The following is a 24,470-nucleotide window of genomic DNA, read 5'->3' on the forward strand; positions in this document are numbered from 1 at the left end:
AATAAGTGTCATCACAGCCTTTGGTGAAACCGGTTTGTGCAAAGCGCGTTCTCAATTTGCGTCATGAGCAAACGCAACGACGCGTTGAACAGAATTACAGACGTGCAATCGCACAAGGAGATGATGATGACGCAAGCCAAAGGATTCACTCAAAAGCTGCGCGCCCGCATGGCCGCTGGTGCTTTCATTGCGACATGTGCGCTGGCAATTGCCCCGCTCGCGCAGGCAGCCAACGAAGACCACGACGCAGCCCTGCTCGTTACCGATACCGCCTCACAAGCCGTGACGGCGCTGGATGACCAGGTCATTTCGGACGACGAAGCAGACCGCGTTCTTTCCAATGTTGATATAGACGCTGTCGCCAAGTTCACGCTTGGTAACAAGTGGGCAGACCTCTCGGCCGACGAGCAGTCACGCTATGTCGATGCCTTCAAAGTCTTCGCGCGCAACCAGATGAAAGAGCATCTGTCCGGGCTCTCCGGGGCGGATGTCGAGGTGACGGACGTCGTCCCGCGCGGCGACAAGGATGCCATCGTCGTGACGCAGGTTCGCACCGCCGACAATGAGCTGCCTCAGGAAATGAGCTGGCGCGTCGTTGCCAATGGCAGCTGGCATATCGTCGATATTCAGGCTCAGGACATCTGGTTCGCGATTGAACAGCGCGCACAGTTCGGCGCGATCCTCGACCGCAACAATGGCGACATTGATGCACTGATCAATGAGATTTCGAGCTAGGCTTCAAACCTCTCGCTTATTTTGAAAAGCTGGCCTTCGCGCCGGCTTTTCTTTTGCCCCAAACAAAAAGGCCCCGAATGGATCGGGGCCTTTCCACTTTTTTGATATGGCAACCCGCCTATTCGAGCGGTGCGTTCGTGTCGTCGCCCACACTGCCAGCAGCTTCGCCCGCAACTCCAAAGCCGCGGTCACGCATCAGCGCATCCGTATCCGGCTGGCGGCCACGGAAGTTCTCATAGGCTTCAGACGGCGGCAGCGTATTGCCGACTGACAGGATCCACTTGCCAAAGGCGTCAGCCGTCTCGCGGTCATAAGGACCGCCGGCTTCTTCGAACGCTTCCCAGGCATCCGCGCTGAACGTGTCGGCCCAGAGGTAGGCGTAATAGCCAGCCGCATAGCCTTCACCAGAGAAGACGTGCGCGAATTGCGGCATGCGGTGACGCATTGGCAGCTCTTCCGGCATGCCAAGCTCTTCCAGCGTTTCACGCTCGAAAGCGTCAGGGTCAAAGCCTTCAAAGTCCGTCATCATGTGAAGCTTCATATCGACGAGGGCGCTTGCCAGATACTCGGTCGTATCGAAGCCCTGACGGGCATTGGCGGCACGCTCGATCTTGTCGACCAGCTCCTGCGGGATCGGCTCACCCGTGTCGACGTGAAGCGCATAATTCTCCAGCACTTCGCGCGTCGGCAGCCAGTTCTCGTGCACCTGGCTCGGGAACTCCACATAGTCGCGCGGCACGGCAGTACCGGCGAGCGACGGGTACGTCACATTGGAATTGAGACCGTGCAGTGCGTGGCCGAATTCGTGGAACAGCGTCGAAGCATCATCCCATGAAATCAGGACAGCTTCGCCCTCGGCACCCTTCACGAAATTCGAATTGTTCGAGACGATCGGCGTGGTGAAGCCGTCGATATTGTCCTGCGTGCGGTAGGCATTCATCCAGGCACCCGAACGCTTGCCGGTGCGGGCATATGGATCGAAATACCAGAGGCCGAGATGTTCACCGTCGCGGGTGACTTCCCAGACGCGGACATCTTCATGGAAGACCGGCACGTCCGTGACCTGTTCGAACTCCATCCCATAGAGCTCGCCAGCCATCCAGAACATGCCTTCACGAAGGTTCTCAAGCTGGAGGTATTGCTTCACTTCCTCGGAATCGAAGTCGTACTCAGCCTGACGGACTTTCTCGGCATAATAGCGATAGTCCCACGGCGCGATCTTGATCCAGGCCTCTTCCTCGTCGGCGATGGCCTGCATCGCGGCGACTTCCTCATCGACCTTTGCGGTCGCGGCGGGCCAGACTTTCAGCATCAGGTCCATGGCGGCCTGCGGATTGCCAGCGACGGCTTTCTCAATCGAGCGATGTGCAAAGCTCTCATAGCCGAGGATCTGCGAGCGTTCGGCGCGCAGCGGCATGATCTGAGCGATCACGTCATTATTGTCATACTCATCGCCATTGTCGCCGCGCGCATAATAGGTGCGCCAGACTTTCTCACGCAGGGCGCGGTCGTCTGAATAGGTCAGGAACGGGTCCATGGAAGAGCGTGTGTTGAGGATAGCATATTCGCCGCCCTCATTGTCGCGGCTCTCGGCTGCAGACTTGGCCGCACTGATGACCGAGTCCGGCAGGCCGCCGAGCTGGTCTTCGCTCAGCCAGGTCACATAGGCCTGCTCATCATTGAGAAGATTGTTCGAGAATGTCGTGTAAAGCGTTGCCAGCTCCTGGTTTATCTCGGCAACGCGGGCTTTCTCGGCTTCATCCAGCGCAGCGCCAGCGCGAACAAAGTCAGTGTAATAATCCCAGACGAGACGCTGCTGCTCCGCGGTCAGCTGGTCGTAGTCGTCGCCATTATAGATCGCGTCGATACGCTCAAACAGGGCAGCATTCTGGTAGATCGAATCCTGAAACGCGGCGAGCTTTGGCGCGACTTCACGCTGCACGGCCTGAACCTCAGGACCGTTCAGGTTCGAGGCCCAGATACCATAGACCGTCAGCGCGCGGCTAAGCTCGCTTGCGCCTTGCTCCATGGGCAGGATGGTGTTTTCGAACGTCGCAGGCTCAGTCTGCGCGGTCAGCGCATCGATCTCGGCGCGCGCGCTTTCCATAGCCGTTTCGAGGGCTGGCTGGAACATGGCCACATCGACCTGGTCGAATGGCGGCACGCCGCCATATGGACCGGTCCATTCCGCCAGCAGAACTTGCGGGTCGGCCGCAGGCGCCATGTCAGCTGCGTCGGTCGTGTCAGCCTCTTGGGCCATGGTTTCGGTGGCTGCATCCTGCGCAAAAGCCGCCGGGCTCATGGCGCTCATCGTCAGCGCGGACGCGCCAGCAAAAAGAAGGGTCTTCAGTTTCACTTGTATCATCACTCCAGTTTGGCTGATCCGGTCGGCCTGTTGGCCTTGGGGATCAAACTAATTTCAAACGCAATTAACTGGAGTCCTAGCACCCGCTTGCGCCGGACGTCCAATCCGTCGCAAGGATTTAGGATGACAATGCGGTAAGGAAACAGCCCATGCACTGGATCGCCATCATCATTATCGCCGTCTGGATGCTGGTCGGCGGCGTCCTACACATAATCATGCCGGAGCCGTTCTTCCGCGCAGTACCCGATGGCTGGCCGAAGCTTGCTATCGTCTATCTGTCTGGCATTGCAGAGATCGCGATTGGCATTGGCGTCCTGATGCCCCGCACGCGGGCGATTGCCGGGCTCGCCTTCGCCATGATGTGCCTGGTCTACCTGCCAATCCATGTCTGGGATTTCTTCCGGGCCGACCCGATCTTCTCAGTCCCATGGGCTGCATCCGCGCGGATCGCGGTGCAGCTCATCATTATCGCGCTTGGCCTATGGCTGTGGCAGCGCAGGAAGATCAGCGCCTAAAGCAAGTTCGGAGCAAACGGAATCGTTTGCGAACGGATACTTGCGCCAAAACAAGGACATAAAGCGGCGGGCCGAAGTGACACGAAGGACCGACGCTTTAGGCCGCGCCGACTTTCTCGGCATCGGGATCATTGAGAAGGCCATTGCTCATCCAGTTCATGGTGAAGGCAAAGCGTTCGCTGACGCTCATGGCCACCTCATCGCTATCGCCCAGCATGATCTGGCGCAGCGCGATCATGGAGAGGTTTGAGGTCAGCATGCCTGCCGCCGCGCGGGCTGTAGCATAGTTTTTCGGGCCACCAGGCGAGCGGACCAGCCGCTCGGCCAGAGCTTCTATGTTTGGCTCGACAACATAGCGGACATAGGCCTGGAAGATGGCTGGCTCATTGAGGCTTTCGCGCAAGGCAAAGAGATTGGCCTGAACCAGCATCTGGTTTTCCGGAAGCGAACGCGACATGACAACAAAGTCGTCCAGCGCCTCGCGGATCGTCGGAAACCCCTGCCGCAATTGGGCGCGCCAAGGCTCGCATCGCTGGCCAATATTCTTCAATATGTCGCCAACGAACTCGGTCCGCGTGCCGAAATAGTGCTTTATCGTCGGGTCGGACGCCCCGACCGCAATGGCGATCTGGCGAAGCGATGGAGAGACGACCTCCTCTCGCAGGACAAAATCTGTCGCCCCATCCAGAAGGCTCTGGCGCCTGATATCGTAATCAGCGTTACGGACCCCGACTGCTCGTCCCATGATAGCCTCCCTTTCTCAATGCCGCGTCTTCCAGCAGCGGCCCGATACTCGATAATATATATTCTATAGGTAAATATTGAGGATAAAATTGACGCACTCAGGCATTTCCGTCTCATGTGGACAGTATGCCGCAACTTTAGACTTCTATGTATTTGAGAAGTACTAGTGCGCGTGACCTTCACCGTGGGCGCCATCTTGCGCATCACCATGGCTCGCCCAGACCTGCTGACCATCATCACCGAACAGGATGACTTCATAGGCATCGACACGGTCGCCCATTTCCATGCCCGGAGACCCAGCCGGCATCCCCGGAACAGAGAGGCCGCGCGCCGACGGCATTTCAGCGAGCAGGCGGCGAATGTCTGCGGCCGGGACATGGCCCTCGACAGCATAGCCGTTCACTTCGCCAGTATGGCAGCTCTGCAGTTCACCCGGCACGCCAAGCTCACTGCGGATCGGGGTCAGGTCTTCATGCTCATGGATCACGACGTCGAAGCCGTTCTCTTCCAGATGCTCGGCCCATTTCGCGCAGCAGCCGCACCAGGGTGTCTTATGGACATTCATCGTCTGGGCATGCGCCGGCATGGGCGCGGAAAAGAGGCTCCAGCCCGTAAAGACGGCACCGGCGAGCGCGAGGCTGGCAATGGCGGAGGCAAAGAGTTTCGGCATGGCAGGACCTTTCTTGCGGGCATCTGTTCAAATGCCACAATCTTAATCGCCCGCAGGTCGTGATGTCACCTTAAAGGCGCCGCCAGATGAAATCCGCGAGAGGCGGCGAGGGTTAGCGCCAATTTCTGCTTTCACCCCTTGGGCCGCACATTAGCCGCATGGCTTCAATTCCCGAATGAGGTCGATCAGAAGTCTAAGGCCCGTCGGCAAATGTTTCCGGCTGGAATAATACATGTGATAGCCTGGCCCGATGGGGGCATAGCTTTCCAGCACCCATTCGAGCTGCCCATTGGCGACGTAGCGACTCAGCACTGGCTCAGGGCCATAGATGATACCTGCGCCGCGCAAGCCGAGGTCGAGCATCGTGTGACTGTCGCGCACAGTAACTGGACCAGGCACATCTACGCTGATCATTTCACCGTCGGCGTCGAACTCCCATGAATACATCTGATCATTCCCCAACCTGAAGCGGACGCACCGATGGCTCGTAAGTTCGCGGGGATGACTGGGCCTGCCGGACTGCCTGATGTAGGCCGGAGATGCCGCCGTTCTCCATCGAAAGTCTGGCGACAGGCGCTGGGCAATCATGTCTTCCGGCACGGTGCCGCCATGACGGATGCCTGCATCGAAGCCGCTCGCAATGATATCAATCAGGCGGTTGTTCACACTGATGTCGATCTCGACATCGGGATAGCGCTCAATGAACACTGGAAGCGCAGGCGTCAAAAGCTGCGAGGCGGCGTCCTCAAGAACATTTATCCGGATACGGCCAGCAGGCCTGTCGCGAAAACGGTTCAGATCCTCCATTGCCTGCTCGATATCGCCAAGGGGGCCATCAATTGACTGGAGCAGCGCTTCTCCTGCCGTGGTAAGCGTCACCGAACGGGTTGTCCGGTTCAGAAGGCGAAGACCAAGACGCTCTTCCAGCCCGCTAATGGCGTGGCTCAAAGCTGATGCGCTGACGCCCATTTCAATTGCGGCGGCCCGGAAGCTGCCCTGCTTTGCTATTGAAACGAAATAAGCAAAGTCACCCAGATCTGACCGTCTCAGTGGCATATCGCCCTCTTCTCAAGCTTATAGATGAATTTCTTTCACCTGTTCATCAAACGATGGCGCCCTTATGTCGAGCTGTTTTCGCGCCACATCGTCTCCATCGTAAGCCCGAAGCGGGTAAGAACTGAATGGAGATCAACATGGCAGACAATATCGCCGGAAAAGTCATCGTCATTACCGGGGCGTCCAGCGGCATGGGAGAGGCCACCGCTCGAGACCTCGCCGAAAAGGGGGCGAAGATCGTCCTCGGCGCACGCCGCAAGGATCGGCTCGATAAAATCGTAGAAGAGATCGAGGCAGCGGACGGCGAAGCGATCGCGCTTGAGACTGATGTAACGCGCCTTGAAGACGTCCAGGCCCTCGTAAAAGCGGCGACGGACAAGTTCGGTAAGCTGGACGTTATTTTCAACAATGCCGGTCTGATGCCGCTCTCACATCTTGAGAGTCTCAAGATTGATGAGTGGAACCAGATGATCGACGTGAACATCAAAGGCACACTCTACGGCATCGCCGCGGCGCTGCCTGTCTTCAAGGAACAGAAGTCCGGGCACGTCATAAACGTCTCATCGGTTTATGGTCACAAGACTGTGGCGACGGGCGCCGTCTATTGCGCGACCAAGCATGCCGTTCGTTCGCTGTCCGAAGGGCTCCGCCAGGAGGTGAAGGACTATAATGTTCGCGTCACCGTTATCTCACCTGGCGCCGTTGATACCGAACTGACCGATCATATCACCGAAGAAGGAACAGGCGATGAAGTTCGCGGGTTCGTCAAGGAGATCGCCGTTCCCGCCCGCACGATGGCCGATATGGTCTCGTTCGCCGTCTCCCAGCCTGAGAATGTCGATGTGAACGAGATCCTCTTTCGCCCGACAGTCCAGCCCGTCTAAGAAAGTGGACACCCCATGAAACGATTTATGACCACCGCACTTGCGACCTGCGCCCTCGCCATATCAGCCGCCAGCGCTCAGACGCAGGAGATCAGCGAGAATGGCAGCCGTGAAGCGACAATCGGCTCACCCGACTATTTTACCGGGACCGCTCTGATTGAGCCGATCTATTCCAATAGCGAACCGTTCTTCGGCAGCGCAGCCATAGTGACCTTCCTGCCGGGCGCCCGATCAAACTGGCATGAACATCCTGCCGGTCAGCGCCTTGTCGTCATCGATGGCAAGGGCTGGGTTCAGGAAGAAGGCGGCGAGAAGCAGACCATTGAACCTGGCGACATTGTCTGGTGCCCGCCGGGCGTGAAACACTGGCATGGCGCAACCGACACAACGCGTATGAGCCACTACGCCATCCAGCAGTTCAATGACGCAAAGACCGTTGTCTGGGGCGAAGCCGTCAGCGACGAGCAGTATCATGGCGAGAGCAAATAGCGTCCCGGCGCTGGCGGGCGCGGTGATCTTCAGCGCCGCGCTTGCCTTCTCTCCCGTCGTATCCGCTCAAGACAAGCAGAGGCAGGACTTGGCCCTTACAATCACCCTCAACGGAAGCCCCTACGCAGCGACCCTCGACGACACACCGCCGGCGCGCGATTTTGCGTCCCTTCTGCCGCTAGACCTTGTCCTGCGCGATTATCACGGGATCGAGAAAGTGGCGGACCTGCCGCGAGACCTCGACACATCTGGCGCACCGGCAAGTTACGAGCCCAGAGCAGGTGATATCACCGTCTTCGCCCCCTGGGGAAACATCGCGATTTTCTACAAGCCGTTCCGGGCATCCCCCGGCCTCGTCCGGCTTGGAGCGTTCGAGCAGATGCCCGAGGCGCTTGGCGGCGCTGGCGATCTAACGGTGAGAATAGAGCGCGCCCGCTAGCACAGTCCCCCCCTCCACTCCCCGCAAACAAGGAGACCCAACATGGAAATTATCAGAAACGGTTCTCAGGAGGCTGTCTTCGGCCCCGAAGAAAACTTCACCGGAAGCGTGCGGATCGACTGGATGATCAACCGTCCGGACCCATCGCGCGTGACAGGGGCCATCGTGACATTCCAGCCCAACGCGCGGACTGCCTGGCACTCCCATCCGCTCGGCCAGACCCTGATCGTGACATCCGGGGTCGGCTGGACGCGGTGTGAGGGCGAGGAACGTGTCGAAGTGCGCGCGGGCGATGTCATCTGGTGCCCTCCCGGACACAAACACTGGCATGGCGCGACAAGCACAACGGCCATGACCCATATCGCCATTCAGGAAGCCCTCGACGGCAAGAATGTCGAATGGATGGAGAAGGTCAGCGACGAGGATTATCTCGCCGAGTGAAGGAATAAGTCTTGCAGTTTCAAAAAACGCCAGCGTGCCCGGCCCGTTGGCGTTTTTTTTGCCCAGTTCGAGAGTGAAGACTGTCCAAAAGGCAACGCGCCAGGGTTCATGGGCGGCAAAGTCAGTCCGGTCCCCGGCGCACTTTTATGGTTAACGGGTGGACTTAATCATACGTTAACCTTAACAAAGGGCAGACGCCTGTGGTGGGGCGGGGACAGGCAAATATGTATGAACAGGATCGATATCCCCGCGGATTGGGCTGGATCTGGGCGCTAGTCGTCCTGATCGTTGTCCTTCTGCTGCTGTTTGGCGCCCTGCGGAGCGGCATGTTCTCGAGCAAGCCGCACGATGACACGATCTACACTGCCTGTACCAACACTTACGGGCGTGACAATTGCTCGTGCTTTGCTGGCGTTCTGAAGATGCAACTGTCCGAGGGCGCCTATCAATCGTACGTTAGCGAACTTGAGCGGGACGAGTATCGCCTCCGCTATTTTGATGGCCGTCTGGCCGAGAATAGCTTCATCGGGCGCGATGCGGACCTATGCGTGGAAGCTTCTGATATTTGCAAAATACCCGTCTGCGAGCCGCGCTATTACGTTCTCGAGGACAATCTGGGGATTGGTGGCGCCCCTCCGCCGCAAGCACCGGTACGGCCCTATGTCGGCCAGCCACCAGTATTGGAGCAAGGGTCATGAACCGGGTCTACATCCTCATCACCCTCGCCTTGGGCATACTGATTATCGGCGGCGCCGCGGCGTTCCTGGCAGCCGATAGCAAGGCGCAACCATCAGGGTACGACGTCCAAGCCGACCTCGTTCCGGTGGACGAACAAATCAGCGTCAAATCTACAGGTGGGTGGGAGCCTCGCCCCCAGCCGGAATTGGCGCAACAGCAAGGCGGCTGGACGCCGCGCGGCACCAGTCGCAGCGATCAGATCCCCCCGAACTGGACCCATCCGGACCGGGGCTGGGCCGGGCCCCGCCGCGAGTCCTTCCCGCCCGAACCCTGGGCGTTTCATCTGGAATCCATAGCCCCGGGCACGAACGCCGCACTGGTTTGCGTCTATGGCGCGGCTGAATGCGTGCCCCGGCCCGTCGCTGCACGGGTCTATAGCGAAGCGGCGCGCTACTGGCTCCTGCGCGGGGATGCCGAGCTGACCACGCTCGAGCTTGATTGCGGCGAGACCTATTCCTCGATCATCGATTTTGGCTGTGAGCAAGCAGGCGGACGTCCGCTGATGCCGGCATCGCGCGAAGCTGCAATGGCTTACTGGAGCCGGTCAGTTGCCTGGGGACGCCCATTCGGTGCGCAATCTTCAATCCTCGCCCAACGCCGCCTGCAGGCACACCTTGTGGATTGTCCGGTCTCGCAGGAAAGCCTCGCCCGGATTGCACGCGATCCAGAGAGCGTAATGGCCGATGTAATCGGGCTCAATCTGCGTCAGGCCGCACTCATGGCGCTGGGTTATTATAGCGGCGCAATTGACGGCGCTTATGGGGCAGAGACGCGCCGGGCCGTTCGCGCCTTCCAGCGCGAGCTCGGCTATGACGAAACCGCCTCCCTGACCCCGCGCCAGACTTCCCAGCTTATGTGTCATGCCGCACAGACCGCACGTGACCCCAGCGTCCAGAACGTCCTGGGGATCATGCACGCAGTTGGCCTTGGCGTCGTGCAGAACACCGATCTGGCGCTGGAATGGCTGGAAATGGCTGCTGTGCGCGGCGATCCGGACGCCAATTTCAATCTCGCAGTGATCTACGGCACCGGCGCCGTATTCGGCTCCTACCGGCTCTGCGCCATCGTCGAAAACCCTGAGCGCGCTGACGCATATCTCCGCGACGCGGCCGATCTCGGCCATGACATTGCGCGCCGCTTCCGGGCCACCCCCGAACTCGTTCATGCTCCTAACGCCCAGGTGCGCTGGGCGCGGATCCGGCAGGAGATCGAGGAAGAGGCCAGCGAAACACCCGGGCGCGGCGCGCGGGCAATGGAAATTCTGCGCAATGCCATGCGCGCCCGCGTTCCACCGGCCGCCGCCGGGTGTCTGGACGCCAATGCAAGCCGGTGACGGTTAAATCGAGAGGACAGGACCGATGCGCAATTTGACCCTTCTTAGCGTACTGATCAGTGCGACCGCGCTCTTCGGCTGCGCCCGTTCCCCGGTTTATGTGCCCCCACCGGTGAACCCCTTTCCGCCGAATGTTGCGCCCGTTGTCACCACCGCCGACGCGATCGCCATCGATACCGCCCTGCAAGTGTGTAACGTGGACTCCCTGCGCGCCCAGCGTGACGAACGCATTGAGGCCGCGCGCGCGCTCCTAGTGACCGGCTATGCCTCCGGTGGGGACGTGAACGAGCGCTCGCAATCAACCCAGGGCACCCTGCGCGTGGATCAGCCGCCCACCGGGCCGCAGACCGAACGCACAGAGATCCTGCGCGCTTTCGAGCTCGATCTCGACGCGGCCTATCGCTTCGCCGAGGGCTCTTGCCGCGCCTATGCCGCCTGCATGCATCAGCGCGATTATCAGGAAGGCGCCTGCGTCGGCTCGCTCAATTCGTGGGAGCGGTCGCAGGACCGGTTCACCGAAGTGTCGCTGTCGCTCGCAGAAATCCGCGCCTCTATTGCCGCGCCCGTCGTGCAGCGCCGGGTCTATGGCCATAGCTATCCGCGCAGCGACCATTACGATCGCTACGACCGCCGCCATCGCCCACACCGGGACCGTCACCACCGCAAGGACCGCGACTGCGAAGGCGTGATCGCCGACCTGTTCACGACAAGCGCCTGCGACCGCAAGCATTAGCCAAGCGGCCAGCACATGCGGCCGCAGGGTCGGTCGGACTTGCGGCGTTAGAGGTCTGATTTTCGTTCACGGAGCTATGGCGGGGCGAGCGGTCTTGCCGGCTGAGGCGTGCGTGCAAAGTGCATCAGCGGTGCAGTGATGGTGCAGATACGGTGCACACGCGGTGCACGCGTCAAAATGGAGAATGCTGCGCCCGGCGCGAGGCGTTTCCACGGGGCGGCGGGCGCAAAGTCGCGCCACGAAGGCTCCGCCCTCTTCTCGCCCGCGACCTGTAATGTGATGACGATCCGCCCATTGGGCAGGACCCGGACGCCGAGCATGCCGATGGGGTTCGCCGCGCGATAGGCGCGGTAGTAGCGCTCCGTCGCCCAAACCTGAATCAGGAAGAACGGCCAGGTCCAGACCGGCAGCTTTGCAAGGGTTTCATGGATCCAGTCACGGCTGAGCATGGCCGGGAGTATGGGCGTGGTTTGGAGGGGTGGGGAAACTTCTCGTCCATCCTCTCCCTTCTCCTCCGGGAGTGGTTCGACTTCGCTCACCATGATGGGAATCGGGGATGAGGGGGAGCGGCTTCCCAGCAAAGCGACGTGCGCGCAGTGATGCGCTTTCGGAAGGAGCATCACTGCCACCCCCAGCGCTTAAAACGATTTCTGCTCCCCCTCACCCCTGACCCCTCTCCCGAGGGAGAGGGGAAAGCGCGTGTCTTAGAGATTGAGGAAATCCGACACTCGGCGCCACACTAGATTAGCGTCCAACGCCTCTTCGGCGCTGAACCGCACAACCCGCCAGCCCATCGCTTCGATTTCATGCTGGCGTACCGGGTCGGTTCCTGCGATGTCGGCGCGCTGATGGATGAGTCCGTCGATTTCGATGGCGAGCCTTGCGCGATAGATCGCGAAATCGACGATGTACGGGCCGATGGGATATTGCCGTTTTACCGGAAAGCCGTGGGCCCGCAGCTTTCGCAGCGTCTGCCATGCTCTGTCTTCCGGGGCATTTGCTGTCTGGCGCAGACGTCTCGCACGTCCGGTGGTTCGCGGGTCTGACATGGAAGATAAGTGCGCAGAGGTTACAAGCGGGCGCAAGTTTTTCGGCCCGGCACCCTCCCTTCTCCCCCGGGAGAAGGGCCGGGGATGAGGGGGCATGCTCTCCCAGCACGCGACCCGATTTGCAGTGATGATCCGCTTCAACATCGCATCACTGCAGGCGCTGCACCCAGACGCAGCCCTGGCTCCCCCTCACCCGTGCTTCGGCGCATTGCAGTGCGATGCTTCTTCCTCCGCACCCTCTCCCGAGGGAGAGGGGAAAGCGCGGGTTTTGCAGTTGGTGATCTTGTTGCAGAGGTTCGCAGGAGCGAACAGGCTCTTAACCCCTCAAAGCGGAATATTATCGTGCTTCTTCCACGGGTTCTCGAGTTCCTTGCCGCGTAGGGTGCGTAGCGCCTTGCAGACGCGGCGGCGGGTGGAGTGCGGCATGATGATGTCGTCGATATAGCCCTTCTTCGCGGCCACGTACGGGTTCGCGAAGTTGTCTTCGTACATCTTGGTGTGCTCGGCGATTTTTTTCTCGTCGCCAATATCCTTGCGGAAGATGATTTCCACCGCGCCCTTGGCGCCCATCACGGCGATTTCAGCGGTTGGCCAGGCATAGTTCATGTCACCGCGAAGGTGCTTGGAGCTCATCACGTCATAGGCGCCGCCATAGGCCTTGCGGGTGATGACGGTAACTTTCGGGACGGTGGCTTCGGCATAGGCGAAGAGGAGCTTTGCGCCATGCTTGATGAGGCCGCCATATTCCTGCTTGGTGCCCGGCATGAAGCCCGGCACGTCCACAAAGGTGACGATTGGGATATTGAAACAGTCGCAGAAGCGCACGAAACGGGCCGCCTTGCGCGAGCTGTCAATGTCGAGGACGCCGGCGAGCGTCATCGGCTGGTTGGCGACGAAGCCGACGGTGGAGCCTTCCATACGGCCAAAGCCGCAGAGGATGTTGGCGCCGAAATCAGGGCTGATTTCGAAGAAGTCGCCTTCATCGGCAGTCTTCTCGATCAGTTCACGCATGTCGTAAGGCGTGTTCGGATTGTCCGGGATGAGGGTGTCGAGGCTTTCCTCGACACGGTCCGGATCATCGAAGCTTGGGCGCTTTGGCGCTTCCTCGCGGTTTGACAGCGGCAGGAAGTCGATGAGGCGGCGCATCTGGATGAGCGCCTCGATGTCATTGTCGAACGCGCCATCGGCAACGCCGGACTTCTTGGCATGGACGGACGCACCGCCGAGGGATTCGTGGGTGACTTCCTCATTCGTGACGGTCTTCACCACGTCCGGGCCGGTCACATACATGTAGGAGGTGTCCTTCACCATGAAGATGAAGTCGGTCATGGCAGGCGAATAGACGTCGCCGCCAGCACATGGGCCCATGATGACGGAGATCTGCGGGATGACGCCGGAGGAAAGGACGTTTTCCATGAAGATGTCGGCATAGCCCGCAAGCGAATCGACGCCTTCCTGGATACGTGCGCCGCCCGCATCGAAGATGCCGACAACAGGCGCGCCATTGCGGGCCGCAGCCTTCTGGATCTTCACGATCTTTTCTGACTGGGCCAGCGACAGCGAGCCACCGAACACGGTGAAGTCTTTTGAGAAGACATAGACGAGACGGCCATTGACCGTGCCATAGCCGGTGACGACGCCGTCGCCCGGGATGCGCTGTTCTTCCATGCCGAAGTCGTGGGAGCGGTGCTCCACGAACATATCGGTTTCCTCAAAGCTGCCTTCGTCCAGCAGGAGGATGATCCGCTCACGCGCGGTGAGCTTGCCTTTTTCGTGCTGCTTGGCGATGCGGCCTTCGCCGCCGCCCATGCGGGCCTCTTCGCGTTTTGCCTCAAGCGCTTCGATGACGTCTTTCATGGGGCAGCCCTCTCGATCGGTGAGTCCTTGGATATGGCTGTCCTTGTTACTGAATGAGGCGGGCGACGCAAGAAAAAGGGCAGGCTGCCGCATGGGCAACCTGCCAGCCTTTCTTCAGTTGGGCGCGTGCCTGCATCCAGCAGGCCGTGTCAGGCCCTTAGTTGCCGCGGCGGTGGCCGCGATCATCGCGGTTGCCGCGTCCGCCATAGAGGTGCGGATCTGGCGTCTGGGTCGCTGTGGTCGTCGTCACCGTATGCGCGCCGCGCGGGCCGTAGGTGGTGGACGAGTAGCTACGATAGCCATTGTGGCCATTGTGGTAGCCATTGTTGTAGCCACGGTGGTGTCCGCGGCGCCCTGGCTGCGGAAGGCCTGTCAGCTCTACCACCTGACCGCGGCGGACCGTGCAGTTCACATCGCGGTAGAATTCGCGGCGGCGGCCTTCGAACTCGACATCGTCGAAACGGACCACAAAGCCACGCGGACCGATCTGGCGGACACGCAGGTCATTGTCGATGTCCACGTCGCGGAAGCCGGCGCGGTAGCCTTCGCGCTGGATGACGGCGGCGCATTGGCGCACGGCATCACGGCGAAGCTGGCGGGTTTCCCACGGGCGCTGGCCATAGCGGTCATTGCTGTAATAACGGCCATCGCGTCCACGCCAGCGGTCATTGCCGACGGAGATGTAGAATGAGGCGTCGGCGACGCTGAGGAATGCGCCCGAAAAGGCGGTCGCGGAGCGGTGAGGGGCCTCATCTGCGAAGGCAGGTGCTGCGGTGAGTGGGAGAGCCGCCAAAGCCAGCGCTGCCACCCGGTTCTTCATGACGTTCTTCATCATGGCAGCAGAAAAACATGCCGCAGTCGAACCCAGCGTGACCGGCCTGTTCGGATTCCGTTCACCTTATTAATTATTTATTTTCAATGTGTTGTATGCCGAAACACGTCAGGCGCCACGCAAGTGTGCGCAGCGCCTGAGGCATTGTTTAGGTCTGGCGTGCGGAATCAGGCGCAGCCTTCGACATAATCGACGGCGGGCGACAGGCCGACGCGGTAGGCAGAGACAGTGCCCGCCTCGTCCGTTTCCATGATGAGTTTTGCCCCGCCATCCATCTCGACGATGAGATCGTCGCGGTCAGTATATTTATTGGGCTGGCGCTCCAGACCGGGATAAATGCCCTCGACCTCGGCTTCGCTCATGCCGACTTCGACGCCTTCGGGGGTCACGACGCCTGGCGCGCGGATATCGATGCGCTTCACGCTGCCGCCCTCGACCATATAGCCGACATCGTAATTGCCCTCTTCGGGCCCAAGATAGTAGCAGGCACTCTCTTCGCCCGTGCCGCCGTCGCCCATGGCGTAGAGACCGGCGAGATGTGCTTCCCTGGCCTCATCGTCCCTCATGCCGAACTCGACGCCGCAAAGGCCGTCAGCCGTGATGGTCGCGCAGGCCGCGGGGCTGACCTGATCAGGGGAGGGGGCGTCCATACCGGCGGTGTCGCCAGTCGTGCCCGTGGATGTGCCGGGCGCAGGCATGGCCGGATCAGCTGGCAAGGCTGCTTCTTCGGGCGGTGTCAGCGGCTCCGGGTCTGCCGGGGTGGCAGGATCGCAGGCGGCAAGGAAGACAGCGGCCAGGGCGGCGCAGGCGGCAAGTTGGAACCTGTACGTCATGGCGTTCTCCTCCTTGGTGGCGGGCACCCGAACCGGGCACCGGGCCTGAAGGATGATCTAACGCGCAATGGCAGCGAAGAGTTGCCCGATGGCGTCGGCATCGGCGCGGCGGCGCGCGACCACGTCCATGGCTTCTTCGTCCTCGCCCCACTGCTCGATCTGCCAGGTCTCGTCGATGCGGGAGAGGTCGAAGGCGTCGAGGGCATCAAGCTCGCCCTGCTCTACCGCCAGCGCGAGGACGGCCGAACCATAGAGCGCCATCGCCCAGGTCAGCGCGGTGAGGCGTAGATCATCAAGGCTCGCGGCATGGTCGCGGGCGGCCTTGAGCGAGGCGTCAGGTTGCGGTGAGGCGATGATGCCTTCGACGGGGACGAGCACGATGTCGAGTTTCTTGCCCGCCCATTCGCGCCAACGGCCCCAGCCTGCTTCCTGGCGGGCGCGCAGCTCGCTCGGCCCATCGGCAAGGTGGCAAACGAGGTCGGTTTCGGTGTATTTCGCGACCTCATCGGCGAGAGCATCGCGCGCACCGGGGGCGCCGTCTATCGAGACGTTCAGCAAGCGCGTCAGCGGCATGGTGGTCGGGTCGATCAGTCCGCCCTGCGCGGCCCATTCTTCTGCGATGAGGGTGGCGAGCGTCTCATGCTCGGTCGCGAGGTGGTTCTTCTCAGGCGTGCGTACGGGCTTGCCGTCCAGCAGGATGGCCCATTTGTCGCCCTCACGCGAAACCGCCGCCTCCTTATAGAAGCGACGGGGCAGATTTGGCGGGGTTGGCTTGCGCGTCGTCATGCAGCGACCTCATGCCATGCGGAGGCAAAACGTCAAATTCTGCGTTCAGCTAGCCTGCGGCGGTCGTGTCCGCGTTAGCATGGCGCTGGCCGGAAAGATCCATCTTGTCGACGACCATCCGCGTGTCGCGTTCCATCAGGATAATGCTCTGACCGATGCGGACGGTTTTCAGATTATCGGCCTTGCGTTCCAGAGCGAGGTTTGCGCGCCACTCAAGCGCCAGCGGATACATCGTCTCGGGGAACATCTCGCCGACCTCGATGCGGTCTTCGAGAGCGGTGCGTTCAAAGCAAAGCTTCTGCGCGGCATAGCCGACATCACAATTGCGGTCGGCAATCTCGAAATTACGGTCGAAGACGGCGGTGTCGTTTGCGGTAAACTGGGTCGCAACGCTGCTCGCTGTCGTGCTGGAGTGAGCCGATAGAGCCAGTGCGCCACCACCGATTGCGGCAACTGCGAGTCCCGTCAGAATATAATCGATGTTGTACTTCACGGCTTGGGTCCTTTCGAGGTGCTTCATTGCGATCCGGTTAGAAATCAAACGCAACCATCCCGATTTCGATCCATGCCAACTGCAGTTTTCTTCATTTTTATCAGCGCACTAAAAGAAAAAGGCCGACCTGTTTCCAGGCCGGCCCTTCAATCGGTTGACTATGAAAAGTCTTACTCGACTTCTTCTTCGAGCTCGTCGCCAGCTTCTTCCATTTCATCGCCGGCTTCGTCGATTTCTTCGCCCATTTCCTCTGCTGGACCATCATTGCTGTCACATGCTGCGACACCGCCAATTGCGCCCATACCGATGAGAAGTGCGACCAAAGACTTTTTCATGAGATTCCCCTTGTTTTCTGGATACTCAGGGGTGCAAACGCCGCTCAGCGCGCGCTGTTCCCTAAATACTTGATATTTTTTGCTCAAAGTCGAACAGGCCAGCATTCAGGCTGGTGAATGTGTCGTGCACCTCATGCGCCCCAGCTGCATGAAGTTCATCGGCACGTCCAAAGCCCCAGCTGACGCCCATTGTATGGATGCCAGCATTGCGGCCCATGGCGATGTCATGGATCGCGTCACCAATGATCAGCGACTGGTGAGGCTCACAGCCGAGCGCGTTCATGCATTGCTCGACCATGAAAGGGTGCGGCTTGCCCGGGCCATCATCAGCGCACCAGATGGTGTCGAAATACTGCTCCAGCGGATGCATCTCAAAGATGGCGCGAATGCCGCGATGGGACTTGCCCGTCGCCATAGCGATCAGCCAGCCATCCTCTGCAAGGCGTTTCAGCGTGTCTTCGGCACCGTCATAAAGCGGCTCGACGAAGTTCTCTTCAGTCCGGCGCGCGACGAACGCTTCCTTGTAAGCCGTGCTGAGGCCCGAATGGTCGTGATAGTCCGGCGCAAGGATACGGCAGGCCTCCTCAAGACCAAGGCCGACAATCTTCCGGGTCTCTTCATAGGCTGGCTCTGGCAGGCCGCAGACGCCAAATGCCCGGCACATCGCCGCCTGGATGACTTCCCGGCTGTCAACGATGGTGCCGTCCATATCCCAGATGGCGAGTTTGAGTTGGGTCATTTCAACTTATCCAATCTCCGCAAACCCCTGCGCAGGCAGGGGTCCATGGTGCATCATTGAGGGCATGGACAATTGCAAGCCGTCCACTCTGGATACCTGCCTTCGCAGGTATCTTCGGAGACGAGTGCGCGAGCGGATTGCCTCAGATAAACAGCTCCAGCGGGTCCTTGCCTGCTTCCTGTTCGAGGAAGCCAAGCGTGTCGAAAGTCCGTTTCATATGGCCGGACAGAGGCGCCTGCAGCAGGAGCGGCTTCTTGTTCTTGCGCGGGATCTGCAGCGCGCGCGCATGGAGGTGCAAGCCATTGGCGACGCCCTGGGGCACTTCGCGGCGGGTCATGTATTTGTCGTCGCCGAGGATCGAGGTGCCAAGCTCATGCATATGGAAGCGCAGCTGGTGCATCCGGCCCGTTTGCGGGCGAAGCGCGACCCAGGCAGCTTTCTGGCCCGCCTGCGAGACGGTGACGTAATCGGTAATCGCGTGGCGCGCGCCCTCATCATTCTGGGCACATTGAACCATGCGTTCGCGGCCTTCAGAGCCTTCGCCCTTGGTCATCCAGCACCGTACCTGACCGGCAGGTGGTTTTGGCGCGCCGACGGTGACGGCCCAGTAGACCTTTTCCATATCGCGTGAGCGGAAAAGATCGCCCAGCCAGGCCGCAGATGCCGGGTGGCGCGCAATCAGAAGAAGGCCGGAGGTTTCCTTGTCGAGGCGGTGCACGAGTTTCGGGCGATACTCCCCGTCCGACAGGATATCCAGCATGCCATCGATATGGCGGTCGCCCTGTTTGGTGCCGCCCTGCACGGCGATGCCGGCAGGCTTGTTCAGCGCAAACAGATCATCATCCTCATAGATGACCATTTCGCGCATGAACTGCTCATCCTTGGCCGACGCCGTATTTGCAGCGCGCGCTTTCTTCTCAGCTGCTGTCGGCTGGTGCAGCGGCGGCAGGCGGACGACCATGCCGGCCTCAAGGCGAGTATTGGCCTTGGCGCGTGAGCCGTCGACGCGGATCTGGCCCGAGCGCAAGAGCTTCTCGAGCTGCCCCTGCGTGACATTGAGGCGGCGCTTCACCCAGCGATCGAGGCGCGTGCCGCCTTCCTTCGGGTTGACGGTTTCGTTGATGACTTGGCTGTTCATGCCAGTACCTTCCGCATGATCATCATGCCTATGAGAACAAGAGCGAGGCCCGCTACAACGGATAGGCCCGCATAGGCAATGGCGCGGGCCCAGTCGTCCTTCTGGATGTATTGCGCGATCTCGAGCGAGAAAGCCGAGAAGGTGGTAAAGCCGCCCAAAAGACCGGTCGCCAGGAACAGGCGCGCCCCCTGCCCGCCGCCAAGACTTTCACCCTTGAAAGCCAGCCAGCCAATGAGCAGGCCCATGAGCAGACTGCCCAGCAGATTGACGAAGAAAGTTGCCCATGGCCAGCCGCTGAGCCCGAAGCGCACAGCCGCGAGCCCCGCCCCGTGGCGAAGGCTGGCGCCAAGCGCGCCGCCGAGAGCAACATAAAGAAATCCGTTCATCGACGGGGCTTTTACGGCGATTGGGCGGAAATTGACAGCCTGCACCCCAGCACTGACGCGGCGTCGCGTCTTGCCATCGACGCGCCTGCCGATACGCTCGTCTCCAACGTGAATGTCCGCAAAGAGACATCCGGGAGGAAAAGATGAGTTACGACCTGATTATCGTCGGTGGCGGCATCGGCGGATCTGCAATGGCGGCGACCATGGCGCGGGCAGGAAAGTCCGTGCTGCTTCTCGAAAAATCGACCGAATATGAAGACCGGGTCCGCGGCGAATGGATCGCGCCTTGGGGTGTCGCAGAAGTTCAGCGCCTCGGCCTCTATGACCTTCTGATGGACGCTGGCGGTCACCACATTACCAGTCACGTCACCTATGATGAGAGCCGGGCGCCGGAAGCAGCCGAGACGACCGCGCTTCCGCTCGGTATCTTCGCGGCAAACGTGCCGGGCCCTTTGACCATCGGCCATCCGCACCACTGCCAAACCCTGTTCGACGAAGCAGGCCGCGCGGGCGCTGAAACGCTGCGCGGCGTAAACGTCACGGGCATTGAGCTCGGCGCGGCTCCATCCGTGACGTTCGAGCATGAGGGTGAGACGCGGACCGAGCAGGCACGCCTCATCATTGGCGCCGAAGGCCGGATGTCGCCGACACGCAAGGAAGCGGGCATCAAGCTGCACCAGGACAAGCCGCATCACTGGTTTGCAGGCCTTCTGGTCGAAGGCGTCGAAGGCTGGGATGAGACCCGCCAGGCCATCGGCACCGAAGGCAAGTTCGGTTTTCTCGCTTTCCCCCAAGGCGGCGACAAGGTCCGCGTTTATGGCGGTTATGCGCTTGAGGAAAAGGGCCGCTTTGCCGGCGAGGATGGCCCGCGCAAATTCCTCGAAAGCTTCCGCATGAATTGCGCGCCCGGCAATGAGGCCATCGCCGACGGCAAGCCCGCCGGCCCGCTTCTGTCCTACTTCAACAATGACAGCTGGACCGATGAGCCATTTGCCGACGGCTGCGTGCTTATTGGTGATGCGGCGGGCTGGAACGACCCGATCAACGGGCTCGGCCTGTCCATCACCTACCGCGATGTGCGGATGGTTTCAGACGTCCTGAAAGCCACTCCAGAGGGTCAGGCGCCAGACTTCAGCGCGTATGCAAGCGAGCGCGCAGAGCGCATGCGGCGCCTGCGCTTTGCGGGCCACCTTCAGGCTGCTTTGGACATGGAGTTTGGCGAGGACGCCCGCGCACGCCGCAAGAGCTATCATGAGCGCAGCGCCGCCGACCAGACGCTGGGCCTGCACGGCTTTGCCATCATGGGCGGGCCGGAAAGCGTGCCCGACGAGATTTTCACCGACGCACACAAGGAAAGGGTTCTGAACGGATGAGCCCGATGGATATCGAACGCTTCAACGCCGACTGGCTGCAGGCCTGGACGGACAAGGATGTGGACCGGCTGGTCGGCTTCTACTCTGCCGACACCGTCTACAACGACCCGCAGGTGCCGAATGGCCTTGAGGGGCGCGATGCGCTGCGCGCGTACCTTCAGACGCTGTTCGGCTCCACCCCGCCAATGACCTATCTGCCGGAAACGGTCTGGGCCATTCAGGGCGGCTTTTGCGGGCGCTGGTATTGCGACATCGGCGAAGGCGGCAGCGAGGGCAAGATGCGCGGCTTTGACCTCGTCCTGCTCGAGAACAGCCTGATCAAGCACAACGAGGTTTACGTCCATCCGCTCGGCGAGGCCGCCAATGCCTGAGATCCGCGAATGGAGAGACATCGACGCCGACTGGCTGACAGCGGCGCTGAAGGATGGCGGGATTGATGCGCGCGTCGCCTCGTTCGAAGCTGGCAAGGTCGGCACTGGGCAGATTGGCGACTGCGTCCGCTTCAAGCTGAATTATGCTGAAGCGGCGCCCGACGCGCCCGCAACCATGGTCGGCAAGTTTCCGTCAGAGGGCGCCGAGAGCCGGGCGACCGGTATCCAGCTTGGCAACTATCTGCGGGAGGTGAAGTTCTACCAGCTTCTACAGCCAGACGCGCGAATCTCGACCCCACATTGCTATTTCACAGACGTGAATGAGGAGACGCATGACTTCGTCCTGATGATGGGTGACATGGCGCCCGCAGAACAGGGCGACCAGCTGGCGGGCGTCAGTCTGGAGGAAGCAAAGCTCGTCCTCAAGGAGGCCGCGAAGCTCCACTCTGCCTATTGGGAAGACGACAAGCTCGACGAGTATTCCTGGGTGATGGGCACGACACACGCCCCGGACGTACTGGACCCGCAGGTTGTCGCGGGCCTCTGGGACGGCTTCAAGGCGCGCTATGGTTCACGCGTGACGCCAGAGGCCACCAAGGTGGGCGATGCACTTTCGCGAAACATGGACAAGTATGGCGACAGCCGCGAAGGCCAGAAATGCCTGATCCACTCAGACTTCCGGCCAGACAACATGCTGTTCGACCTCTCCAACAAGGCCAAGCCGGTGACGGTGGTTGACTGGCAGAGCTTTGGCTATGGGCCGGGCGGCGCCGATGTCGGCTATTTCATCGCGGGCGCCATCGACCCCGCGACCCGCCAGGCCAATGAGAACGCGCTGGTGGACCTCTACCTAGAAGAGCTCGACCGGCTCGGCGTGTCCAACTATGACCGCAGTGATTTCCTGCGCCACTATGTGGCCGGGGCGTATCAGCATTTCTTCACGGCCTATTTCGCTGCCATGCTGGTCACGCAGACCGAGCGCGGCGACAATATGTTCTTCCGGATGTTGAACGGCGCGGTCGACCTGATTTCAGACCACGACGCGCTGGACTGGTATGGCTGAATAACGCCCGAACTGGGCGAATTGAGGAAGCGTCCTAATTGGCGAGGCAGACAATCAGCCAGCCAGAAAGGTCAAGCCATGGTTTCCTCCATCTCCAGAACACTTCTTGCCGCATGCGCGGTCCCTGCCCTCACCCTCGGCGCTGCGGCGCAAAACTCCGGCGAAGCGATGACCGTCACCGGCACCGAAGGCACAGTCCTGACAGCCGAAGCGCTTGAGACGTTTGACGGCGCCTGGGCGATGACCTTCCTGCCGGATGGCCACGCGCTCGTCACTGAGCAGGACGGCGACCTCTGGCTGCTTGGCACGGATGGCGCGAAGCTGGGCGAGATCGCCAATGTCCCGGCGGTCACCATGCGCGGCCAGGGCGGCCTCGGTGACATCATCATTCATCCGGATTTCGCAGAGAATGGCACGGTCTTCCTGTCCTATGTCGAACGAGACCCGCAGGACGACACGCTTTCAGGCGCCGTCGTGGACAAGGCGACGCTGAAGCTGACCGAAGACGGCGGCAGCCTGACGGGTATCACCCGCATCTGGGAACAGTCCCAGAAGGTGCCGGGCAATGGCCACTATGGTCACCGCCTGGCCATTGCGCCCGATGGAAACCTCATCATCACGTCCAGTGAGCGCCAGAAGTTCAGTCCGGCACAGAATATGGATATGAACCTTGGCAAAGTGATCCGCGTGACGACCGATGGCGCCCCGCTTGAGGATAATCCCTTCTACGGCAATGGCGGTGTCGCCGACACGATCTGGTCGCTAGGTCATCGCAACATGCTGGGCGTCGCCTTCGACGCGGATGGACAGCTCTGGGTGCATGAGATGGGCCCGGCTGGCGGCGATGAGCTTAACCTCATCCTCAAGGGCGAGAATTATGGCTACCCGATCGTCTCGAATGGCGAGCACTATAATGGCAAGCAGTTCTTCGGAAACCATGAGGATTTCCCGATCTATGAGAACCCGGCCGTGTCCTGGACGCCGGTGATCAGCCCGGCTGGCCTCATCATCTATGACGGCGACACCTTCGCTGACTGGCAGGGCGACGCCTTTATTGGCGGGCTGTCGTCCAAGGCGCTGGTGCGTGTCGAGTTCGAACAGACCCCGCTCGACAATCAGGGCGCTGGAGGCACCTCATCGACGATGGAGACCACAGCGAATGAGGCCGAGCGCTATGAGTGGGACAAGCGCATCCGTGAGGTCGAGCAAGGTCCGGACGGTGCGATCTATGTGCTGGAAGATGATCCGGGCGGCCGCCTTATCCGCCTGACACCGGGCGCTGCCGATTAAGACACGGACCCATCAGGGTTTTCGAGGCCGTCCTTTCAGACCGAGAGGGCGGCCTCTTTCATTCTGGCGAGGAAATCTTCGGGAAGTGGTGCCTCAAGCTGGAGCGTGCCGGCGCCGGGCTCAGGATGCGCAATATCGAGACGCGCGGCGTGCAGCATCAGCCGGTCGGCTGAGAGCCTGCCGGAGCCGTAGATCCGGTCGCCGAGGATGGGGCAGCCAAGCGCGGCCATATGAGCCCGGATCTGGTGCATGCGGCCGGTGACGGGCTTTGCTTCGATCACGGCGAAACTGTCAGACCGGGAGAGGATCTTCCATTGCGTCTCGGCGCTCAGCGCGCCTTTCTGGCTGGCGGGTGCCGGGATCATCTTCTCGCGCCCGCCCCTGTCTGACGGCACTTTAAGGAGGGCACCAGCGCAGACCCCTTCATCCGCTGACGGCAGCTGACCTGACACGATGGCGAGATAAGTCTTGGACGCTTCGCGCTCAGAGAACTGGGCAGACAGTGCCGCAGCCGCAGGCTTTGTGCGCGCGACCACAAGGACACCGGATGTCCCGGAGTCGATCCGGTGAACAAGGCGCGGCCGCTTACCATTCGATTTGGCGAAGGCCCAGAGCAGGAAATCGAGCGACTTGCCTCGCCCCCCAGCGATCTGCACGGCGAGGCCCGGCGGTTTGTTGAACGCCAGCACCTGATCATCCTCATGAATCAGCAGGCCGCGCACAAAGGCGCGATCTTCTTCGGAAATATGCGGGATAGGTGTGTTGCGGGCCATGGCCTGCTCA

At 60.8% G+C, this 24,470-nt stretch carries 29 protein-coding genes; 13 read left to right on the forward strand and 16 right to left on the reverse strand.

Going from position 1 to position 24,470, the window contains the following annotated elements; genetic code table 11:
- The first annotated feature begins 126 nt into the window (after positions 1-126).
- The gene (locus tag KUV46_00875; GenBank protein ID QYJ00961.1) at positions 127-735 is read left to right on the forward strand and encodes an ABC transporter substrate-binding protein; all 609 of its coding nucleotides are present in this window, start codon (positions 127-129) and stop codon (positions 733-735) included.
- Positions 736-853: 118 nt separating this feature from the next.
- Here the strand turns inward: KUV46_00875 and KUV46_00880 are convergent, their stop codons facing one another.
- Positions 854-3,091, reverse strand: coding sequence for a M3 family metallopeptidase (locus KUV46_00880; GenBank protein ID QYJ00962.1), 2,238 nt, complete (start codon positions 3,089-3,091; stop codon positions 854-856).
- Between the two features lie 158 nt (positions 3,092-3,249).
- Here KUV46_00880 and KUV46_00885 point away from each other — a divergent pair, with 158 nt between their 5' ends.
- Entirely contained in the window at positions 3,250-3,615 is a 366-nt protein-coding gene (locus KUV46_00885; protein QYJ00963.1) for a hypothetical protein, read from the forward strand.
- A 97-nt stretch (positions 3,616-3,712) separates the two neighbouring features.
- Here KUV46_00885 and KUV46_00890 read toward each other — a convergent pair whose 3' ends face one another.
- The 3 genes from KUV46_00890 to KUV46_00900 all read right to left on the reverse strand — a co-directional run bounded on the left by KUV46_00890 (position 3,713) and on the right by KUV46_00900 (position 6,085).
- Positions 3,713-4,360: a hypothetical protein gene (locus KUV46_00890; GenBank protein ID QYJ00964.1), complete on the reverse strand. Its 648-nt coding sequence runs from the start codon at positions 4,358-4,360 to the stop codon at positions 3,713-3,715.
- Between the two features lie 162 nt (positions 4,361-4,522).
- The gene (locus KUV46_00895; protein QYJ00965.1) at positions 4,523-5,029 is read right to left on the reverse strand and encodes a DUF411 domain-containing protein; all 507 of its coding nucleotides are present in this window, start codon (positions 5,027-5,029) and stop codon (positions 4,523-4,525) included.
- A gap of 150 nt (positions 5,030-5,179) precedes the next feature.
- Positions 5,180-6,085 (reverse strand): LysR family transcriptional regulator, encoded by a 906-nt coding sequence (locus KUV46_00900; GenBank protein ID QYJ00966.1) that lies wholly within the window; start codon positions 6,083-6,085, stop codon positions 5,180-5,182.
- A 137-nt stretch (positions 6,086-6,222) separates the two neighbouring features.
- Between KUV46_00900 and KUV46_00905 the strand changes: the two genes are divergently transcribed.
- The 7 genes from KUV46_00905 to KUV46_00935 all read left to right on the forward strand — a co-directional run bounded on the left by KUV46_00905 (position 6,223) and on the right by KUV46_00935 (position 11,142).
- On the forward strand, positions 6,223-6,969 hold the full coding sequence (locus KUV46_00905; GenBank protein ID QYJ00967.1) for an SDR family oxidoreductase: 747 nt from the start codon (positions 6,223-6,225) through the stop codon (positions 6,967-6,969).
- Positions 6,970-6,996: 27 nt separating this feature from the next.
- Positions 6,997-7,458 carry a cupin domain-containing protein gene (locus KUV46_00910; GenBank protein QYJ02328.1) on the forward strand — a complete coding sequence of 154 codons (462 nt, stop codon included), beginning with the start codon at positions 6,997-6,999 and terminating at the stop codon, positions 7,456-7,458.
- Entirely contained in the window at positions 7,442-7,897 is a 456-nt protein-coding gene (locus KUV46_00915; protein ID QYJ00968.1) for a hypothetical protein, read from the forward strand. The genes KUV46_00910 and KUV46_00915 overlap by 17 nt, the downstream gene beginning before the upstream one ends.
- A gap of 42 nt (positions 7,898-7,939) precedes the next feature.
- A complete protein-coding gene (locus tag KUV46_00920) occupies positions 7,940-8,338 on the forward strand; it encodes a cupin domain-containing protein (GenBank protein ID QYJ00969.1) in 399 nt (132 codons plus the stop codon).
- Between the two features lie 224 nt (positions 8,339-8,562).
- The gene (locus tag KUV46_00925) at positions 8,563-9,036 is read left to right on the forward strand and encodes a hypothetical protein (GenBank protein QYJ00970.1); all 474 of its coding nucleotides are present in this window, start codon (positions 8,563-8,565) and stop codon (positions 9,034-9,036) included.
- Positions 9,033-10,409, forward strand: a complete 1,377-nt coding sequence (locus KUV46_00930; protein QYJ00971.1) for a peptidoglycan-binding protein — start codon at positions 9,033-9,035, stop codon at positions 10,407-10,409. The genes KUV46_00925 and KUV46_00930 overlap by 4 nt, the downstream gene beginning before the upstream one ends.
- 25 nt (positions 10,410-10,434) lie before the next feature.
- Positions 10,435-11,142: a hypothetical protein gene (locus KUV46_00935; GenBank protein ID QYJ00972.1), complete on the forward strand. Its 708-nt coding sequence runs from the start codon at positions 10,435-10,437 to the stop codon at positions 11,140-11,142.
- Between the two features lie 74 nt (positions 11,143-11,216).
- Here the strand turns inward: KUV46_00935 and KUV46_00940 are convergent, their stop codons facing one another.
- From KUV46_00940 to KUV46_00990, 11 genes are all read right to left on the reverse strand, one after another.
- Positions 11,217-11,591 (reverse strand): hypothetical protein, encoded by a 375-nt coding sequence (locus KUV46_00940; GenBank protein QYJ00973.1) that lies wholly within the window; start codon positions 11,589-11,591, stop codon positions 11,217-11,219.
- A gap of 255 nt (positions 11,592-11,846) precedes the next feature.
- Positions 11,847-12,191 carry an endonuclease domain-containing protein gene (locus KUV46_00945; GenBank protein QYJ00974.1) on the reverse strand — a complete coding sequence of 115 codons (345 nt, stop codon included), beginning with the start codon at positions 12,189-12,191 and terminating at the stop codon, positions 11,847-11,849.
- Positions 12,192-12,515: 324 nt separating this feature from the next.
- Positions 12,516-14,048: an acyl-CoA carboxylase subunit beta gene (locus KUV46_00950; GenBank protein QYJ00975.1), complete on the reverse strand. Its 1,533-nt coding sequence runs from the start codon at positions 14,046-14,048 to the stop codon at positions 12,516-12,518.
- 157 nt (positions 14,049-14,205) lie between these two features.
- Complete coding sequence (locus KUV46_00955) at positions 14,206-14,883, reverse strand: hypothetical protein (protein ID QYJ00976.1); 678 nt, start codon at positions 14,881-14,883, stop codon at positions 14,206-14,208.
- Positions 14,884-15,047: 164 nt separating this feature from the next.
- Positions 15,048-15,713 (reverse strand): hypothetical protein, encoded by a 666-nt coding sequence (locus KUV46_00960; protein ID QYJ00977.1) that lies wholly within the window; start codon positions 15,711-15,713, stop codon positions 15,048-15,050.
- A 57-nt stretch (positions 15,714-15,770) separates the two neighbouring features.
- The gene (locus KUV46_00965) at positions 15,771-16,499 is read right to left on the reverse strand and encodes an ATPase (GenBank protein QYJ00978.1); all 729 of its coding nucleotides are present in this window, start codon (positions 16,497-16,499) and stop codon (positions 15,771-15,773) included.
- A 49-nt stretch (positions 16,500-16,548) separates the two neighbouring features.
- Complete coding sequence (locus tag KUV46_00970; protein QYJ00979.1) at positions 16,549-16,992, reverse strand: hypothetical protein; 444 nt, start codon at positions 16,990-16,992, stop codon at positions 16,549-16,551.
- Between the two features lie 170 nt (positions 16,993-17,162).
- Positions 17,163-17,327 (reverse strand): hypothetical protein, encoded by a 165-nt coding sequence (locus KUV46_00975; protein ID QYJ00980.1) that lies wholly within the window; start codon positions 17,325-17,327, stop codon positions 17,163-17,165.
- 61 nt (positions 17,328-17,388) lie between these two features.
- Entirely contained in the window at positions 17,389-18,066 is a 678-nt protein-coding gene (locus KUV46_00980; GenBank protein ID QYJ00981.1) for an HAD-IA family hydrolase, read from the reverse strand.
- Positions 18,067-18,208: 142 nt separating this feature from the next.
- The gene (locus KUV46_00985; protein ID QYJ00982.1) at positions 18,209-19,204 is read right to left on the reverse strand and encodes an RluA family pseudouridine synthase; all 996 of its coding nucleotides are present in this window, start codon (positions 19,202-19,204) and stop codon (positions 18,209-18,211) included.
- Positions 19,201-19,590, reverse strand: coding sequence for a CrcB family protein (locus KUV46_00990; GenBank protein QYJ00983.1), 390 nt, complete (start codon positions 19,588-19,590; stop codon positions 19,201-19,203). Before KUV46_00990 ends, KUV46_00985 begins: the two co-directional genes overlap by 4 nt.
- Positions 19,591-19,733: 143 nt before the next feature.
- Between KUV46_00990 and KUV46_00995 the strand changes: the two genes are divergently transcribed.
- The 4 genes from KUV46_00995 (at position 19,734) to KUV46_01010 (ending at position 23,687) form a co-directional block, all read left to right on the forward strand.
- Complete coding sequence (locus KUV46_00995) at positions 19,734-20,963, forward strand: FAD-dependent monooxygenase (protein QYJ00984.1); 1,230 nt, start codon at positions 19,734-19,736, stop codon at positions 20,961-20,963.
- Positions 20,960-21,334 carry a nuclear transport factor 2 family protein gene (locus KUV46_01000; GenBank protein ID QYJ00985.1) on the forward strand — a complete coding sequence of 125 codons (375 nt, stop codon included), beginning with the start codon at positions 20,960-20,962 and terminating at the stop codon, positions 21,332-21,334. Before KUV46_00995 ends, KUV46_01000 begins: the two co-directional genes overlap by 4 nt.
- On the forward strand, positions 21,327-22,397 hold the full coding sequence (locus KUV46_01005) for an ecdysteroid 22-kinase family protein (protein QYJ00986.1): 1,071 nt from the start codon (positions 21,327-21,329) through the stop codon (positions 22,395-22,397). Before KUV46_01000 ends, KUV46_01005 begins: the two co-directional genes overlap by 8 nt.
- A 78-nt stretch (positions 22,398-22,475) precedes the next feature.
- On the forward strand, positions 22,476-23,687 hold the full coding sequence (locus KUV46_01010; GenBank protein QYJ00987.1) for a PQQ-dependent sugar dehydrogenase: 1,212 nt from the start codon (positions 22,476-22,478) through the stop codon (positions 23,685-23,687).
- A gap of 35 nt (positions 23,688-23,722) precedes the next feature.
- On the opposite strand, the gene KUV46_01015 is transcribed toward KUV46_01010, so the two are convergent.
- Positions 23,723-24,460 carry an RluA family pseudouridine synthase gene (locus tag KUV46_01015; protein ID QYJ00988.1) on the reverse strand — a complete coding sequence of 246 codons (738 nt, stop codon included), beginning with the start codon at positions 24,458-24,460 and terminating at the stop codon, positions 23,723-23,725.
- Positions 24,461-24,470 lie beyond the last annotated feature (10 nt).

The sequence above is a fragment of the Thalassovita mediterranea genome (assembly GCA_019448215.1).
In the GTDB taxonomy this organism is placed as follows: domain Bacteria; phylum Pseudomonadota; class Alphaproteobacteria; order Caulobacterales; family Hyphomonadaceae; genus Henriciella.

What these genes read in the sequence shown, in the direction of transcription:
- KUV46_00975 (QYJ00980.1), bottom strand. Translation starts at nt 17,327, where the DNA reads ATGAAAAAGTCTTTGGTCGCACTTCTCATCGGTATGGGCGCAATTGGC.
- KUV46_00905 (QYJ00967.1), top strand. Translation starts at nt 6,223, where the DNA reads ATGGCAGACAATATCGCCGGAAAAGTCATCGTCATTACCGGGGCGTCC.
- KUV46_00945 (QYJ00974.1), bottom strand. Translation starts at nt 12,191, where the DNA reads ATGTCAGACCCGCGAACCACCGGACGTGCGAGACGTCTGCGCCAGACA.
- KUV46_00955 (QYJ00976.1), bottom strand. Translation starts at nt 14,883, where the DNA reads ATGATGAAGAACGTCATGAAGAACCGGGTGGCAGCGCTGGCTTTGGCG.
- KUV46_00965 (QYJ00978.1), bottom strand. Translation starts at nt 16,499, where the DNA reads ATGACGACGCGCAAGCCAACCCCGCCAAATCTGCCCCGTCGCTTCTAT.
- KUV46_00935 (QYJ00972.1), top strand. Translation starts at nt 10,435, where the DNA reads ATGCGCAATTTGACCCTTCTTAGCGTACTGATCAGTGCGACCGCGCTC.
- KUV46_00895 (QYJ00965.1), bottom strand. Translation starts at nt 5,029, where the DNA reads ATGCCGAAACTCTTTGCCTCCGCCATTGCCAGCCTCGCGCTCGCCGGT.
- KUV46_00875 (QYJ00961.1), top strand. Translation starts at nt 127, where the DNA reads ATGACGCAAGCCAAAGGATTCACTCAAAAGCTGCGCGCCCGCATGGCC.
- KUV46_00885 (QYJ00963.1), top strand. Translation starts at nt 3,250, where the DNA reads ATGCACTGGATCGCCATCATCATTATCGCCGTCTGGATGCTGGTCGGC.
- KUV46_00980 (QYJ00981.1), bottom strand. Translation starts at nt 18,066, where the DNA reads ATGACCCAACTCAAACTCGCCATCTGGGATATGGACGGCACCATCGTT.
- KUV46_01000 (QYJ00985.1), top strand. Translation starts at nt 20,960, where the DNA reads ATGAGCCCGATGGATATCGAACGCTTCAACGCCGACTGGCTGCAGGCC.
- KUV46_01010 (QYJ00987.1), top strand. Translation starts at nt 22,476, where the DNA reads ATGGTTTCCTCCATCTCCAGAACACTTCTTGCCGCATGCGCGGTCCCT.
- KUV46_00910 (QYJ02328.1), top strand. Translation starts at nt 6,997, where the DNA reads ATGACCACCGCACTTGCGACCTGCGCCCTCGCCATATCAGCCGCCAGC.
- KUV46_00925 (QYJ00970.1), top strand. Translation starts at nt 8,563, where the DNA reads ATGTATGAACAGGATCGATATCCCCGCGGATTGGGCTGGATCTGGGCG.
- KUV46_00940 (QYJ00973.1), bottom strand. Translation starts at nt 11,591, where the DNA reads ATGCTCAGCCGTGACTGGATCCATGAAACCCTTGCAAAGCTGCCGGTC.
- KUV46_00890 (QYJ00964.1), bottom strand. Translation starts at nt 4,360, where the DNA reads ATGGGACGAGCAGTCGGGGTCCGTAACGCTGATTACGATATCAGGCGC.
- KUV46_00915 (QYJ00968.1), top strand. Translation starts at nt 7,442, where the DNA reads ATGGCGAGAGCAAATAGCGTCCCGGCGCTGGCGGGCGCGGTGATCTTC.
- KUV46_00930 (QYJ00971.1), top strand. Translation starts at nt 9,033, where the DNA reads ATGAACCGGGTCTACATCCTCATCACCCTCGCCTTGGGCATACTGATT.
- KUV46_01015 (QYJ00988.1), bottom strand. Translation starts at nt 24,460, where the DNA reads ATGGCCCGCAACACACCTATCCCGCATATTTCCGAAGAAGATCGCGCC.
- KUV46_00920 (QYJ00969.1), top strand. Translation starts at nt 7,940, where the DNA reads ATGGAAATTATCAGAAACGGTTCTCAGGAGGCTGTCTTCGGCCCCGAA.
- KUV46_00985 (QYJ00982.1), bottom strand. Translation starts at nt 19,204, where the DNA reads ATGAACAGCCAAGTCATCAACGAAACCGTCAACCCGAAGGAAGGCGGC.
- KUV46_00995 (QYJ00984.1), top strand. Translation starts at nt 19,734, where the DNA reads ATGAGTTACGACCTGATTATCGTCGGTGGCGGCATCGGCGGATCTGCA.
- KUV46_00960 (QYJ00977.1), bottom strand. Translation starts at nt 15,713, where the DNA reads ATGACGTACAGGTTCCAACTTGCCGCCTGCGCCGCCCTGGCCGCTGTC.
- KUV46_00900 (QYJ00966.1), bottom strand. Translation starts at nt 6,085, where the DNA reads ATGCCACTGAGACGGTCAGATCTGGGTGACTTTGCTTATTTCGTTTCA.
- KUV46_00950 (QYJ00975.1), bottom strand. Translation starts at nt 14,048, where the DNA reads ATGAAAGACGTCATCGAAGCGCTTGAGGCAAAACGCGAAGAGGCCCGC.
- KUV46_01005 (QYJ00986.1), top strand. Translation starts at nt 21,327, where the DNA reads ATGCCTGAGATCCGCGAATGGAGAGACATCGACGCCGACTGGCTGACA.
- KUV46_00990 (QYJ00983.1), bottom strand. Translation starts at nt 19,590, where the DNA reads ATGAACGGATTTCTTTATGTTGCTCTCGGCGGCGCGCTTGGCGCCAGC.